The sequence below is a fragment of the Kitasatospora sp. NPDC004799 genome, assembly GCF_040609095.1.
Lineage (GTDB): Bacteria > Actinomycetota > Actinomycetes > Streptomycetales > Streptomycetaceae > Kitasatospora.
On sequence record NZ_JBEXJK010000065.1, the window covers coordinates 14,050 to 27,748 of the forward strand.

General features: G+C 72.2%; 13 protein-coding genes and 1 riboswitch. Of the genes, 3 read left to right on the forward strand and 10 right to left on the reverse strand.

What is annotated here, in order from left to right:
- Positions 1-38 precede the first annotated feature (38 nt).
- A riboswitch (cobalamin riboswitch) is annotated at positions 39-187 on the reverse strand.
- A gap of 110 nt (positions 188-297) precedes the next feature.
- Positions 298-693, reverse strand: a complete 396-nt coding sequence (sodN, locus tag ABZW03_RS11645; protein WP_045699892.1) for a superoxide dismutase, Ni — start codon at positions 691-693, stop codon at positions 298-300.
- A 177-nt stretch (positions 694-870) separates the two neighbouring features.
- Between sodN and sodX the strand changes: the two genes are divergently transcribed.
- Positions 871-1,329 (forward strand): nickel-type superoxide dismutase maturation protease, encoded by a 459-nt coding sequence (gene sodX, locus ABZW03_RS11650; protein ID WP_355255185.1) that lies wholly within the window; start codon positions 871-873, stop codon positions 1,327-1,329.
- Here sodX and ABZW03_RS11655 read toward each other — a convergent pair.
- The 5 genes from ABZW03_RS11655 to ABZW03_RS11675 form a co-directional block, all read right to left on the reverse strand.
- Positions 1,326-1,910, reverse strand: coding sequence for a CGNR zinc finger domain-containing protein (locus ABZW03_RS11655; protein WP_355255188.1), 585 nt, complete (start codon positions 1,908-1,910; stop codon positions 1,326-1,328). The genes sodX and ABZW03_RS11655 overlap by 4 nt on opposite strands.
- A gap of 157 nt (positions 1,911-2,067) precedes the next feature.
- A complete protein-coding gene (locus ABZW03_RS11660; protein ID WP_355255191.1) occupies positions 2,068-2,871 on the reverse strand; it encodes an amino acid ABC transporter ATP-binding protein in 804 nt (267 codons plus the stop codon).
- Positions 2,868-3,842: an amino acid ABC transporter permease gene (locus ABZW03_RS11665; RefSeq protein WP_355255194.1), complete on the reverse strand. Its 975-nt coding sequence runs from the start codon at positions 3,840-3,842 to the stop codon at positions 2,868-2,870. Before ABZW03_RS11665 ends, ABZW03_RS11660 begins: the two co-directional genes overlap by 4 nt.
- A gap of 37 nt (positions 3,843-3,879) precedes the next feature.
- Positions 3,880-4,806, reverse strand: coding sequence for an ABC transporter substrate-binding protein (locus ABZW03_RS11670; protein ID WP_355255196.1), 927 nt, complete (start codon positions 4,804-4,806; stop codon positions 3,880-3,882).
- A 422-nt stretch (positions 4,807-5,228) separates the two neighbouring features.
- Positions 5,229-6,152 (reverse strand): ABC transporter substrate-binding protein, encoded by a 924-nt coding sequence (locus ABZW03_RS11675; protein ID WP_355255199.1) that lies wholly within the window; start codon positions 6,150-6,152, stop codon positions 5,229-5,231.
- 586 nt (positions 6,153-6,738) lie between these two features.
- On the opposite strand from ABZW03_RS11675, the gene ABZW03_RS11680 reads away from it, so the two are divergent.
- Positions 6,739-7,932 (forward strand): NADP-dependent malic enzyme, encoded by a 1,194-nt coding sequence (locus tag ABZW03_RS11680; RefSeq protein WP_355255202.1) that lies wholly within the window; start codon positions 6,739-6,741, stop codon positions 7,930-7,932.
- Positions 7,933-8,030: 98 nt separating this feature from the next.
- A complete protein-coding gene (locus ABZW03_RS11685; protein WP_355255205.1) occupies positions 8,031-8,993 on the forward strand; it encodes a zinc-binding dehydrogenase in 963 nt (320 codons plus the stop codon).
- An 87-nt stretch (positions 8,994-9,080) separates the two neighbouring features.
- Here ABZW03_RS11685 and ABZW03_RS11690 read toward each other — a convergent pair whose 3' ends face one another.
- The 4 genes from ABZW03_RS11690 to ABZW03_RS11705 all read right to left on the reverse strand — a co-directional run bounded on the left by ABZW03_RS11690 (position 9,081) and on the right by ABZW03_RS11705 (position 13,454).
- Positions 9,081-10,115 carry a PadR family transcriptional regulator gene (locus ABZW03_RS11690; protein ID WP_355255208.1) on the reverse strand — a complete coding sequence of 345 codons (1,035 nt, stop codon included), beginning with the start codon at positions 10,113-10,115 and terminating at the stop codon, positions 9,081-9,083.
- Between the two features lies 1 nt (position 10,116).
- Complete coding sequence (locus ABZW03_RS11695) at positions 10,117-11,025, reverse strand: DUF4097 family beta strand repeat-containing protein (RefSeq protein WP_355255211.1); 909 nt, start codon at positions 11,023-11,025, stop codon at positions 10,117-10,119.
- A gap of 214 nt (positions 11,026-11,239) precedes the next feature.
- The gene (locus ABZW03_RS11700; RefSeq protein WP_049649445.1) at positions 11,240-11,419 is read right to left on the reverse strand and encodes a DUF6104 family protein; all 180 of its coding nucleotides are present in this window, start codon (positions 11,417-11,419) and stop codon (positions 11,240-11,242) included.
- Positions 11,420-11,465: 46 nt separating this feature from the next.
- A complete protein-coding gene (locus tag ABZW03_RS11705) occupies positions 11,466-13,454 on the reverse strand; it encodes a protein kinase (RefSeq protein WP_355255215.1) in 1,989 nt (662 codons plus the stop codon).
- Positions 13,455-13,699: the final 245 nt, after the last annotated feature.

Here is a 13,699-nt window from a genome sequence, read left to right on the forward strand (position 1 = left end):
GTGCCGGGGCGCCGTTCCCCTCGCAGTCCGCGGCGAGTTGTCGGGAGGTCAGCGGCCGGGGGCGATCGGGCTGGCGCGGTCGTACGGGCTGGTACGGCCGCGCTCACCGTTGCGGGTCAGCGCCGGATTCGCACCGGACTTCCCCCTCGGACGCCCTGGCAGCATAACAGCCACTCAGGGCAGGCAACCCTTACCGGGTGGGATCGGGACAGGGGCCGGGTGGGATCGGGACGTGAACGCACGACCGCCCCCGTCCGGCGGTGCGGACGGGGGCGGTCGGGTGGCGACGCGTCAGGCTCAGGCCTGCTTGGTCTCCCAGAAGATCTTGTCGACCTCGGCGATCAGGTCCAGCAGGGCCTGGCCGGTGGCCGGGTCGGTGGACGCCTTGGCGGCCGAGGCGGCCTTCAGGGTGTCGTTGATCAGCTGGTGCAGCTGCGGGTACTTCTCGAAGTGCGGGGCCTTGAAGTAGTCGCTCCACAGCACCGAGATGTGGTGCTTGACGGCCTCGGCGCGCTGCTCCTTGATGATGATGGCGCGGGCGCGGAAGTGCGGGTCCTCGTTGGCCTGGTACTTCTCCTGGGTGGCCTTGACCGACTCGGCCTCCAGCTTGGCCTGCGCCGGGTCGTACACGCCGCAGGGCAGGTCGCAGTGGGCGTGGGCGGTGGCGCGCGGTGCAAACAGACGAGAGAACATGGGAGTCCTTCCTTAGATCGTCTTCCCGCGCCCGAGATTACCCTTCCGCCCCCGCGGATTCGCGATCGGGCGGTGGGCCTAGGGCAAAAGGCGGACGCGGAACCGGCGTATTCCGGACATCGAACAGGTGACGGTCCGTACGGCAGACTGGGGGCGGGCGGAGCGGGAGGAGGAGTCGTGGCGCGGAGCACGCGGCCGGAGGGCGCCGGGGCCGGAGGACGGGACCGGGGCGGTGCGCTGCCGTTCGGACTGGTCGACGTGGCCGGGCCGTCGATGGTCCCGACCCTGCGCGAGGGCGACCAGCTGCTGGTCCGCTACGGCGCACCGATCCGGCCGGGCGCGGTGGTGCTCTTCCGGCACCCCTTCCAGCAGGACCTGCTGGTGGTGAAGCGGGCCGCCGAGCGCCGGGCCGCCGGCTGGTGGCTGCTCTCCGACAACCGCCCGGTGGACAGCGACAGCCGCAGCTACGGCGCCGTCCCGGACGAGCTGGTGCTCGGCCGGGTGCTGCTGCGGCTGCGCCCGCGCCCGGCCTGGCTGGCGCCGGGGCGCCGGCTGGAGCGGCTGCTGCTCACCCCGCGGCTGGCCCGGGTGCCGGGCCTGGCCCGCCGGCTCGGCGCCTGGGTGGAGGAAGTCTAGAGAGCGCGGTTCGCCGCCTCCGCCTCCTGGCGCTTGCGGGCCCGGTAGGCGGCCACGTTGGCGCGGGTCGCGCAGCGGTCCGAGCAGTAGCGCCGGGAGCGGTTGGTCGAGGTGTCCAGGTAGGCGTTGCGGCAGGGCGCGGCCTGGCAGATGCCGAGCCGGTCGGCGCCCAGCTCGGTCAGGTGGACGGCCAGGCCCATGCAGGCGACCGCGCTGAAGTGCGCGGTGGCGGTCGGCGAGTTGTCGGCCAGGTGCAGGTGCCAGCGCGGCCGCCCGGCGTCGTCCAGGTAGTCGTGCCCGGAGATCAGCGGGCTGACGGGGTACTCCATGAGCAGGCTGTTCAGCAGGTCGACGCCGCGGACCTCGTCCCCGTCGGCGGCGGCCTCGAAGACCCCGCGCAGCCGGGTCCGCACCGCCCGCAGCCGGGGCAGGTCGGACTCGTCGGCGAGGGCGGCGGCCCGCGAGGAGTCGGAGAACAGGGCGCGCACCGCCTCCACGGAGGTGAGCGTGTCGGTGCCGCGCTCGGGCTCCTCGGTGTTCACCAGCCGAACGGCGAGGTCGGCGTAGGCGGCGAGCTCCACAGGGGTCCTTCCAGAAATTCGGTAACGGGCTGACTGCCTCCAGCCTATTACCCGGACGGAGACTCTGCCTCCTGCCCGGACGGGAAGCGTCGGCGCCCGGGCGGGGCAGACGTCGGCGCCCGGCAGGACGGGTCTGCCGGGCGCCGACGGTACGGGCTCAGAGCACCTTGGACAGGAAGGCCCTGGTGCGCTCGTGCTGCGGGTCGGTGAGCACCTCGCGGGGGCTGCCGGACTCGACCACCACACCGCCGTCCATGAACACCAGCGCGTCGCCGACCTCGCGGGCGAAGCCCATCTCGTGGGTGACGACCACCATCGTCATGCCCTCCTCGGCGAGGCCGCGCATGACGTCCAGGACGTCGCCGACCAGCTCCGGGTCGAGCGCGGAGGTGGGCTCGTCGAAGAGCATCAGCTTGGGCTTCATGGCCAGCGCGCGGGCGATCGCCACGCGCTGCTGCTGGCCGCCGGAGAGCTGCGAGGGGTAGTTCTTCGCCTTGTCGGCCAGGCCGACCCGCTCCAGCAGGGCCATGCCGCGCTCGCGGGCGTCGGCCTTGCTCTCGCCCTTGACCTGGACCGGCGCCTCCATGACGTTCTCGATGGCGGTCATGTGCGGGAACAGGTTGAAGCGCTGGAAGACCATGCCGATGTCGCGCCGCTTGAGGGCGACCTCGCGGTCCTTGAGCTCGTGCAGCCGGTCGCCCCGCTGCCGGTAGCCGACCAGCTCGCCGTCCACCCAGAGGCGGCCGCCGTTGATCTTCTCCAGGTGGTTGATGCACCGCAGGAAGGTCGACTTGCCGGAGCCGGACGGGCCGATCAGGCAGAACACCTCGCCCTGCCGGACCTCCAGGTCGATGCCCTTGAGCACCTCGACCAGGCCGTAGGACTTGTGCACGTTCTCGGCCCGGACCATGGGCTCGGCGGCGGCCGCGGCGTCGGCGGGGGTCTTGGTCAGATCGGTCATACGTGACCACCTCCCTCGAGCCCCGGGACGACGTCGGCGGTCGTCTTCGGGGCGGGCTTCCCGGCGAACAGGCCCCGCAGCCGCTGCAGCGGGGTGGGCGGGAGGGTGCGGTTGGAGCCCCGGGCGTAGTGGCGCTCGATGTAGTACTGACCGATGGTCAGCACCGAGGTGAAGAACAGGTACCAGAGGCTCACCACGATCAGCAGCGGGATGTTCTGGTAGTTCCGGGAGTAGATCACCTGGCCGGCCCGGAAGATCTCCTCCAGGGAGATCACGGAGACCAGCGAGGTGGTCTTGAGCATCGAGATGGTCTCGTTGCCGGTCGGCGGGATGATCACCCGCATGGCCTGCGGCAGGACGATCCGGCGCATGGTCTGGAACCGGCTCATGCCGAGCGCGTGCGCGGCCTCGGCCTGGCCCTCGTCCACCGACTGGATGCCGCCGCGGACGATCTCCGCCATGTAGGCGGCCTCGTTGAGGCCGAGGCCCAGCAGCGCGGCGACGAAGGTCGGGATCAGCACGTTGGTCTGCTCGGACCAGAACTCCGGCCCCCACGGCACGCCGATCGAGAGCTTGGCCCAGATCAGGCCGAGGAAGTTCCAGAACACCAGCTGCACCAGCACCGGGGTGCCGCGGAAGATCCAGATGTAGACCCACGCGACGCCGGCCAGCAGCGGGTTCGGGGACAGCCGCATCACCGCGAGGACGATGCCGCCGACCACACCCATGAGCATGGCGAGCACGGTCAGTTCCAGCGTCACCAGCAGGCCGTGCATGATGCTGTCGTGGAACAGGTACTGACCGACGATGTCCCACTTGAAAGCGGGGTTGGTGAAGAGGGCGCTCAGCAGCATCGCCGCGAGTACGGCGATGACGACGGCGCCGGCCCAACGTCCGGGGTGGCGGACGGGGACGGCCTTGATGATCTCAGGCCGCCCCTTCTCCGCCGTCCCCTTGTCCAAAGAGTTCACGGTGTGGCCTCGGGGGAGAAGATGAAGCGTACGAGGGTCAGCTGACGGCGCCGTTGACGGCCGACTTGGCGATGGCGCCGGCCTCGACACCCCACTTGGTGAGGATCTGCTTGTAGGTGCCGTCGTCGATCAGCGACTGGACGGCGCCCTGGATCGCCGGGGTGAGCTTGGAGCCCTTGGCCAGGGCGACGCCGTAGGGGGCCGTGCCGTAGGTCTCGCCGATCTTCTCCAGCTGGCCGCCGGACTGCTTGACCGCGTAGTCGACGACCTGGGAGTCGGCCATCAGCGCCTGGTCGCGCCCGGAGACCACGGCGTTGGTGACGTCCGTCTGGAGGTCGAACTTGTCGCCCCCGTTCTGGATGCCCGGCTTGCCGGCCTTGGCGCAGTCCGGGTCGCGGGTGTCCTTGATCTCGTCGGCCTGGGTGGTGCCGGTCTGGACGGCGACCTTCTTGCCGCAGAGGTCCTTCGGGTCGATCTTCTCCGGGTTGCCCTTCTTCACCGCGACGGCGCTGCCGGAGTTGAAGTAGGTGACCATGTCGACGATCTGCTCGCGCTCCTTGTTGTCCGTGAAGGACGACATGCCGAGCTGGAACTTGTTCGACTGGATGCCGGGGATGATCGCGGTGAAGCCGGAGTCCTGGACCTCGGCCTTCAGCCCGAGCTTGGCGGCGATGGCGTTGGCCAGGTCGACGTCCATGCCGATGATCTTGCCACTGTCGTCCTTGAACTCGTCCGGCGCGTAGGAGGCGTCCGCGCCGATCACGAGCTTGCCGGCCGCCTTGACGTCGTCCGGGACGAGGGCGGCGAGCTTGGGGTCGGACTTGACCTCGTTGACGGTCGCGGAGGCGTTGGGGGCGCCGCCGCCGTCGCTCTTGCTGCTGCTGCAGCCGGTCAGCACGAGGGAGACCGAGGCGGCGACCACACCGGCTGCGAAGAGCCGGTTGCGCTGGGTACGGGCGGTCATGAGGGGGATCTCCATCCTGGGGGAGAGAGGTCGGGCGGAGCGCGCCGCGGGAGCGGCGCACCGGAACGGCGAGCCGCGCGGCTCGGTACGGGTGCGTGTCGCCGTACGTCGTCGTACGTGCAGGCCGGGTCGTGCAGTTGCCCGGGCGCGGGGGTGAGCCGCCCGGGGTCGTACGCGGTACTGCTTCCGCCACCCTCCGCCGAGGTGGACGTTGACCGATCGGCCTCGACCGGTGGCCGGCTCGATCCGAGTTGGGGGGAATCCTGCCATCTGATGACAGTCAGGTGGCCCTCATCCAGATCAAAATCGGATAACAAGGGGCCACGCTGTCCGCTATTCGGACTTATTCCGTGGCCCTGTCACTCTGCGCATAAGTATGCAGATCCCTCTGTGTCGTTCCCGGAGGCCCGCCGCCCGCCGGTTCAGATACCCCCGTTGACCACCGCGTTCTGCGCCGCGCCGGCGCTGACGTTCCACTTGGCCAGGATCTTGTCGTACTCGCCGCTGCGGATCAGCTGGTCGATCGCCCGGGCCAGCGCGTCGCGCAGCTGCGCGTCGTCCTTGCGCAGCGCGATCCCGTACGGGTTGGAGGTGGACTGCCCGCCGGTCACCTCGAAGCGGGCGCCGCCGTCGGTGGTCTTCGTCGCGTAGGCGGCCACCGGGAAGTCGTTCAGCCCGGCCGCGGCCGCGCCGGAGGCGACCTCGGCCAGCGCCTTGGCGTCGGAGTCCAGCTTGTGCGCGGTCAGCGGGCGGCCGGCCCGGGCGCAGACGGCCACCTGGCGGGTGACGACCTCGTCCTGGGTGGTGCCCTGCTGGAGCGAGACGGTCTTGCCGCACAGGTCGTCCAGGGTCTTGATCCCCTTGGGGTTGCCCTTCGGGACGACGATCGAGGTGCCGGCGATGAAGTAGTCCACGAAGTCCACGCCCGGGCCGGCCTTCTTGCCGGCCTCGTCGAGCGCGTCCCGGCGCTGGTGGGTGTCGCTGAGCGCGGACATCGCCACGTCGTACTGCTTGGCCTGGAGGTTCGGTATCAGCTTGTCGAACGGGGTGTCGACGAACTCGACCCGCACGTCGAGGATCCGGCCCAGGGCGGCGGCGAGGTCCGGGTCGAGGCCGGTCGGCTTGCCGTCCGGGCCGCGGAACTCCACCGGGGCGTAGTTGACGTCCATGCCGATCCGCAGCGCCCCGGCCGACCGCTGGGCCTTCGGCAGCTTGTCCCGCACGTCCTTGACCGGGTCGTCCGGGGCGGCCTTCCCGCTGCCGCAGCCGGTCAGCAGCAGGGCTCCGGCGGTGGCCAGGACGGCGCCGGCCGGGATCGGACGACGGGCACGGCGGACGTGAGGCATGAGGGTGACTCCTGTGCGAGGGGCGTGCGGCCGCCACGGTGTCGCGCGGGTGTACGCGGGATGGCGGACAAGCGATCCTGCCATCCCGCCCTGCCGGGCCCGGCAGTGGGTGTGTCAGAATTCGGTACCGGGTGACCCCCGAACGCTCGAACCAGACCGACGAGCCCCGACAGGCTCGCGGTGCTCGGGAACGGAAGTCCTCACGCGGCTCCGTATCCGGGGTACCGGCTCCCTTTCGGCTCTGCGTTCACTCCTGCGGGTGTGCGTGCGCTCATGCCGTTGCCGCCGCCGGAGCCCGACGCCTGTGACGCCGGGCCCCTGTGACGCGACAGCGCGGCGATGAACCGTACGTGACGAGGACGAAAAGGCATAGGTGCGATGCCTTTGTCCGACCTACGCTCGGCCAGGAAGCACAACGCGGACAACACAAGACCCCATAAAACCCTCATCCGAGGGCGCCGCCCGACGGCAGCGCCCCGACCCTGACCCCGGGTCCGCTTCGGCGTACCCGGTTTCCGGTTTCCGGCCGGGGTCGTCCTGCCCGTCGGCCGCGCGTCCTCGCCCGATCAATGACGAAGAGGTCATCGTGGCAGCGGAGATCATCAGCAGCACCCAGGACACCGACGATCCGGTCGACGCGGTTTTCGCGCTGCACCGCGGCGGCAAGATGGAGATCCGGGCGACCGTCCCGGTGCGCGACGCGGACGACCTGTCCCTCGCCTACACCCCCGGTGTCGCCCGGGTCTGCACGGCCATCGCCGAGCAGCCGGAGCTGGTCAACGACTACACCTGGAAGTCCAACACCGTCGCGGTGGTCACCGACGGCACCGCGGTGCTGGGCCTCGGCGACATCGGCCCGCAGGCCTCGCTGCCCGTGATGGAGGGCAAGGCCATCCTGTTCAAGCAGTTCGGCGGCGTGGACGCGGTGCCGATCGCGCTCGACTGCACCGGGGTCGACGAGATCGTCGAGACCGTGGTCCGGCTGGCGCCCTCCTTCGGCGGCGTCAACCTGGAGGACATCTCCGCGCCGCGCTGCTTCGAGATCGAGCGCCGGCTCCAGGAGGCCCTGGACATCCCGGTCTTCCACGACGACCAGCACGGCACCGCGATCGTCTCCACCGCGGCCCTGTGGAACGCCGCCAAGGTGACCGGCCGCGAGATCGGCTCGCTGCGGGCCGTCATCTCCGGCGCCGGCGCGGCCGGCATCGCGATCGCCAAGATGCTGGTCGCGGCCGACATCGGCGACGTGGCCGTCTGCGACCGCAAGGGCGTGGTCCACGAGGGCCGCGGCGACCTCACCGACGTCAAGGCCGAGATCGCCGCGCTGACCAACCGCACCGGGCTCAAGGGCTCGCTGGCGGACGCGCTGGCCGGCGCCGACGTGTTCATCGGCGTCTCCGGCGGCACCGTGCCGGAGGAGGTCGTCGCGACCATGGCCGAGGGCGCGTTCATCTTCGCGATGGCCAACCCCACCCCGGAGATCCACCCGGAGGTCGCGCACAAGTACGCCGCCGTGGTCGCCACCGGCCGCAGCGACTTCCCGAACCAGATCAACAACGTGCTGGCCTTCCCGGGCATCTTCGCGGGCGCCCTCCAGGTCCGCGCCTCGCGGATCACCGAGGGCATGAAGCTGGCCGCCGCCAAGGCGCTGGCCGGCGTCGTGGCCGACGAGCTGACGCCGCAGAAGGTCATCCCCTCGCCGTTCGACGAGCGGGTCGCGCCGGCGGTCACCAAGGCCGTCGCCGAGGCCGCCCGGGCCGAGGGCGTGGCGCGGATCTGACGATCCGATCGGAGAACCGTCGAACGGCCCGGGGCCGGGACACGCGTCACACGTTGGCGTGGTTCCCGGCCTCGGCCGTACCCGGCTATCGTCCGACCATGTTCGCTGCCTACGCCGCACGTATCGATGCCGCCGACCCGCTGAGCGGGCTGGAGCTGGGCGACCTCCCCGAGCCGCAGGCCCGTCCCGGGTGGAGCGTGGTCACGGTCCGGGCCGCCAGCCTCAACCACCACGACCTGTGGTCGCTGCGCGGGGTCGGCCTGCCCGCCGAGAAGCTGCCGATGATCCTCGGCTGCGACGCCGCCGGCGTCGACGAGCACGGCAACGAGGTGGTCCTGCACTCGGTGATCGGCCAGAGCGGCCACGGGGTCGGCCCGGACGAGCCGCGCTCCATCCTGACCGAGCGCTACCAGGGCACCTTCGCCGAACGGGTCGCCGTGCCGACCTGGAACCTGCTGCCCAAGCCCGCCGAGCTGAGCTTCGAGCAGGCCGCCTGCCTGCCCACCGCCTGGCTGACGGCCTACCGGATGCTGTTCACCAACGCCGGGGTCAAGCCCGGTGACACCGTCCTGGTGCAGGGGGCGGGCGGCGGGGTGGCGACCGCGCTGATCGTCCTCGGCAAGGCGGCCGGCCTGCGGGTCTGGGTCACCGGACGGGACGAGGCCAAGCGCGCCCGGGCGGTGGAGCTCGGCGCCGACGCGGCCTTCGAGAGCGGCGCCCGGCTGCCCGAGCGGGTGGACGCGGTGCTGGAGACGGTCGGCGCCGCGACCTGGTCGCACTCGGTGAAGTCGCTGCGCCCGGGCGGCACCGTCGTGATCTCCGGCGCCACCTCCGGCGCCAACCCGAGCTCCGTCGAGCTGAACCGGATCTTCTTCCTGGAGCTCAAGGTGGTCGGCTCGACCATGGGCACCAAGGAGGAGCTGGCCGGGCTGCTCGCGTTCTGCGCCAACACCGGCGTCCGGCCGGTGATCGACTCGGTGCTGCCGCTGGCCGAGGCCCGGGACGGCTTCGCCCGGCTCGCCAAGGGCGACGTCTTCGGCAAGATCGTCCTCCGGCCATGACGCCCGGCAGGTGCGGACCGTCGCACGCGCGGCGGCCCGGTGCCTCCCGAACGGGGGCACCGGGCCGTCACCCTCCGGACCGCCGGCTCAGCCGAGCAGCCGCTTCAGCCGCTCGCCCGCGGCGCCGAGCACCGCACGGGCCTCGGCCAGCTCGTCCGCGCCCACCCCGCCGTCCCGGGCCGCGTCGCGGACCTGGTCGCGGAAGCGGTCGAGCAGCCGCTCCAGCTCGCGGGCCGGGTCCCCGGCCGGGTCGGTGCGGGTCCACGGCGGCAGGTCGGCGGGGGCGCCGGCCTCGTCCTTGTCCAGGTCGATCCGGGTCACGGTGATCCGCTCGGCGGCCTCGGCGGGCGGCTCCTCCGCGCCGTGGCCCCAGCGGGCCGCGTCGGCCAGCCCGGCGAGCCCCTTGGTCAGCTCGGACAGGCCCTCGGCCAGCCCGGTCGGCCAGTCGCCCTTCGCGGCGTGCTCGCGCACCTGCTGCTCGACCCGGCGCTTGATCCGCAGCGCCTCCTGCTGGGCGGCGGTGCGCGAGGCCTTGGCCTGCTCGCGCAGTCGGCGGGCCTCCGCCTCGGCGGCCTTCGCCTTGGCCTTGGCGGCCTTCTCCTGCTCCCGGGCCCGCTTGGCCTGCTCCTTGGCCTGCTGCTTGAACTGGGCGAACTCCTCCTTGGCGCGCTGCCAGGACTCGTTGTCCCCCCAGGGCCCGGCCCACGGGTCGCCGCCCTCGGTGCGCTCCGGCCGGGGCGCCTGCCTGGCGGCGTTCCACAGCTCCTCGCGCAGGTCCTTGGCGCTGTCCCGGACGTCCTCCCGGATCGCCCCGGCCAGCTGCGCCACGGAGTCGTGGATCTCCAGCTCCAGCTCGTCCAACTCGCCCTGCCGGGCTTCGAGTTCGGTGCGTCCGGCGTCGGTCAGCCGGTACACCTTGCGGCCGCCCTCGGTGCTGTGGGTGACCAGGCCCTCCTGCTCCAGCTTGGCCAGCCGGGGGTAGACCGTCCCGGCCGAGGGGGCGTACAGGCCCTGGAAGCGCTCCTCCAGCAGCCGGATCACCTCGTAGCCGTGCCGCGGGGCCTCGTCCAGCAGCTTCAGCAGGTACAGGCGGAGCCGGCCGTGGCCGAACACGGGGGTCATCTCAGGCCTCCTTGCTGAGGTTCGGCGTGCCGGGGCCGGCCGGGAGCTCCTTGACCACCACCGGGCCGTCCTCCTCCGCGTCCGGGCGGCGCAGCACGGTGACCGCGCCGGAGACGGTGGTCACGTTGAGGCTGCCGCGGCCCTCGCCGAGCCGGCCGGAGATCTTCTTGGCGCCCCAGGTGCTGCTCATCTGGAGCTCCTCGAAGGTGCTGGAGACGTCGCCGCTGGTGGAGCCGGCCTCGACGGTGGCGTCGGCCACCGAGGGGATCCGGACCACGACCGCGCCGCTGACGGTGTTGACCTTGACGTCGGTCTCGCCGGCCACGTCGAGGTCCAGGGTGACGGCGCCGGTGACGGTGTTGGCCTGGACCCGGTCGGCGGTGCCGGCGATCACGGTGAGCTGCCCGGAGACGGTGTTGACCTTGAGCTGGCCGCCGACCGCCTGGGCGTCCACGTCGCCGGTGACGGTGCCGGCCTCGATCCGGCCGGTCACCCCGGCGAGGGTGGTGTCGCCGTTGGCGCTCTGCACCGAGACGTGCCCGTTGACGCCGCTGACGGTGGAGTCGGCCGACACGGTGCCGACCTTGACCTCGACCTCGGCCGGGACGGTCACCGTCACGCCGGCGATCCGCTTGCGCCGGAAGGAGCCGAGGAGGTTCTTCACCGAGCCGATCGACTTCAGCCGGTCGCCGAAGTCGCTCCAGCTGTTCATGTCCTTGTAGGTGACCGTCAGGACGCCGTCCACCAGGGTCACGTGCAGGGGCTCACCGACCAGCTCGGTGACCTCCAGCCGGGCCGGCCCCTCGGCCGCCACCACGTTCACGGTGCCCTCGACGGTCCGCACGTGCAGCGCGCGCACCGGCTCGTCGAAGGTGATCCTTTCGGTGCCCTCGACCGTCCACTGGCTCATCTCTGCCGCCTCCCGTTGCCGATCGCGATGTATCGCGTTCTCTTTTAAAGACGATATATCGCGTGCTGGCAGAGTCAAGCGCCCCGGCCCCGGATCCCGACCCCGATCCGCCCCCGAGGTCTCCCCTACGGGGAGCGCGGGGCTCCGTACCCGAACACGCGTGAGGCCCGGGAGGCGGTTGCCTCCCGGGCCTCACGTCGCGGCCGTCACCGGGTCACTCGTCGTCCTCGTCGTCGAGCCGCGCCAGCCAGGTGGCCAGCCGCTCGACCGGGACCTCGAAGTCCGGGTTGAGGTCGACGAACGTGCGCAGCTGCTCGGCGAGCCACCCCAGGGTGACCTCCTCCTCGCCGCGCCGGTTCTCCAGCTCCTCGATGCCTCGGTCGGTGAAGTACACGGTTCGCTCCGGTCAGACGGGGATTGACCTGGTCAGGATAGTCCGGTCAGCTGGCCCGCCAGGTGCTGACGGTGACCTTGGCGGCCCCGGTGGTCGGGTCGGCCTGCTCGATCACCGCGATGGCGATGTTGCGGGTGACCCGGTCGCGGACGCACAGCAGGCGCCCGGGCGCGACCCGGTTGTACGAGAGGTCGGTGTCCGGCCGGGAGTCGATCGCGGCGGCGCACTGCTCGGCGGTGACGGACGGCTCGGTGATCACCGCGAAGTCCGACTTGTCGTCCCCGTAGCTGGTGAAGGAGTTGGCCCGGCTGCCGCCGGTGCCGCCGGCGTTGATCACGCCGAGGCCCCACTTGAGGTCGTAGGAGCGGGGCACCACGGTGCCCGAGTCCAGGTCGATCCGGTAGGCGTCCGAGGAGTACTCGGCGCTGGGGACCGCCAGCGACTTCTTGTCCAGCATCGCGGAGTAGCCGGTCGGCCGGGCCGGGGCCGAGACGGTGCTCTGGCCGGGCTTCGGGGACGCGGCCGTCACCAAGCCGCCGGAGGCGGAGGCCGAGGTGCTCGGGGAGGCCGAGGTCGGGGCCGGTTCGGGCGCCGTGGCGGCCGGGCCGCCGGTCGCAGCGGTGTTCTGCTGCGCGGAGGTCTTGGTGTCCGACTTCTTGCCGTCGTCCAGCTTCTTCATCAGCACCACGCCGCCGGCGGTGCCGCCGACCGCCATCACCAGGGCGACGGTGAGCAGGACCTTCCACGACACCCCGCCCTTGCGCCTGGGCTCGGGCTCCGGCGTCGGGTCGGCGGTCACCACCGGGCCGGGCGGCGGGGTGTCGTAGGACGGCGGCTCCGGCTGGAGCCGGACGGTCGGCGGGGCGGGCAGCACCGGCGCGGTCGGCGACTCGGTGGGCGGCTGCGGGGCGCCGTACGAGCCGACCGGCGGCGGGGTGAAGCCGGGCGGCGGCGCCACCGGCTGCTGCGGCGGGCTGACCGCGGTGGCCGGGTGGGTGGGGTGGACCGGCGCGCCGCTCGGCGGCGGGGGAGTGGCCGGCATCGCGGGCAGCGGGGTCGGCGGGGTGGCCGGCGCGGCCGGCAGCGGGGTGGGCGGCGTCTTGGGGAGGTCCGAGCGGCGGGTGATCTCGGTGTTGACCTCGCGCGGCAGCCAGTCGTCGCCGAACCGCAGCTGGCCGCCGACCTCCGGGTGGTTGCGGGCGACCTGGATGATCTCGGCGGGCGTGGGGCGGTCCTCCGGCGACTTCGCCAGGCAGCGCTGGACCAGCTCGCGCAGGTCCGCCGGGACGGCCGTGAGGTCCGCCTCCTCGTGCACCACCCGGTAGAGCACCGCGGTGTCCGGGCCGTCGCCGAACGGCGCGGTGCCGCCGGCCACGTACGCGGCCAGGGCGCCGAGCGCGAAGACGTCGGTGGCCGGGGTGACCGGGCGGCCCTGGGCCTGCTCGGGGGACATGAAGGCGGGGGAGCCGATCCGGTAGCCGGTGCCGGTCAGCGCGGTGGCGTCGGCGGCCCGGGCGATGCCGAAGTCGATCACCCGCGGGCCGTCCCCGGCGACCAGCACGTTGGCGGGCTTGAGGTCGCGGTGGACCACCTCGACGCTGTGGATGGCCTGGAGGGCCTCGGCGATGCCGCCCATCAGCAGCAGCACGGTGCGCACCGGCAGCGCGCCGTTCTCGCGCACCACCTGCTGCAGGGACGGGCCCGGGACGTACGCGGTGACCAGCCAGGGGGCGTCGCTGTCCAGGCCGCCGGAGTCGATCACCTGCGCGGTGTAGAGCCCGTGGATGCGCTGGGCGTTGCTGACCTCCTGGGCGAAGCGGCGGCGGAACTCGCCGTCCTCGGCGAACTCCGGGCGCACCACCTTGAGTGCGACCGGGCGCCCGCCCGGGGTGTAGGAGAGGTAGACGCGGCCCATGCCGCCGGCGCCCAGCCGGGCGAACAGCCGGTAGCCGCCGACCTCCCGGGGGTCGTCCGGGAGGAGCGGCTGGAAGACCGGTGGGAGCTTGCCGGCGTCCCGAGGCGTGTCGGCGGTCATGTGGTGTCCCCCTGGGAGTGCGGTGAGGTGGTACGGCCGCGGCGGCCGGGCGCGTGGACGGGCGCCGGGGCTGCCGAGCGGCGAGGCATAACCTATCGACCCGTCAGGAGCTCGTGCACGGCGGTTCCGGTTTGGTTGCAGAGCTGGGACCCATGTCACATCCTTTCCTTCGACGACCATGGAACACCATGCGTCCACCGGGGGGCAAGGTGTTCTGTCATGTTCCTGAGACTCGGCGCTGTCGG

What these genes read in the sequence shown, in the direction of transcription:
- ABZW03_RS11690 (WP_355255208.1), bottom strand. Translation starts at nt 10,115, where the DNA reads ATGACCCCCGTGTTCGGCCACGGCCGGCTCCGCCTGTACCTGCTGAAG.
- ABZW03_RS11695 (WP_355255211.1), bottom strand. Translation starts at nt 11,025, where the DNA reads ATGAGCCAGTGGACGGTCGAGGGCACCGAAAGGATCACCTTCGACGAG.
- ABZW03_RS11685 (WP_355255205.1), top strand. Translation starts at nt 8,031, where the DNA reads ATGTTCGCTGCCTACGCCGCACGTATCGATGCCGCCGACCCGCTGAGC.
- ABZW03_RS11670 (WP_355255196.1), bottom strand. Translation starts at nt 4,806, where the DNA reads ATGACCGCCCGTACCCAGCGCAACCGGCTCTTCGCAGCCGGTGTGGTC.
- ABZW03_RS11660 (WP_355255191.1), bottom strand. Translation starts at nt 2,871, where the DNA reads ATGACCGATCTGACCAAGACCCCCGCCGACGCCGCGGCCGCCGCCGAG.
- ABZW03_RS11705 (WP_355255215.1), bottom strand. Translation starts at nt 13,454, where the DNA reads ATGACCGCCGACACGCCTCGGGACGCCGGCAAGCTCCCACCGGTCTTC.
- sodN (WP_045699892.1), bottom strand. Translation starts at nt 693, where the DNA reads ATGTTCTCTCGTCTGTTTGCACCGCGCGCCACCGCCCACGCCCACTGC.
- ABZW03_RS11675 (WP_355255199.1), bottom strand. Translation starts at nt 6,152, where the DNA reads ATGCCTCACGTCCGCCGTGCCCGTCGTCCGATCCCGGCCGGCGCCGTC.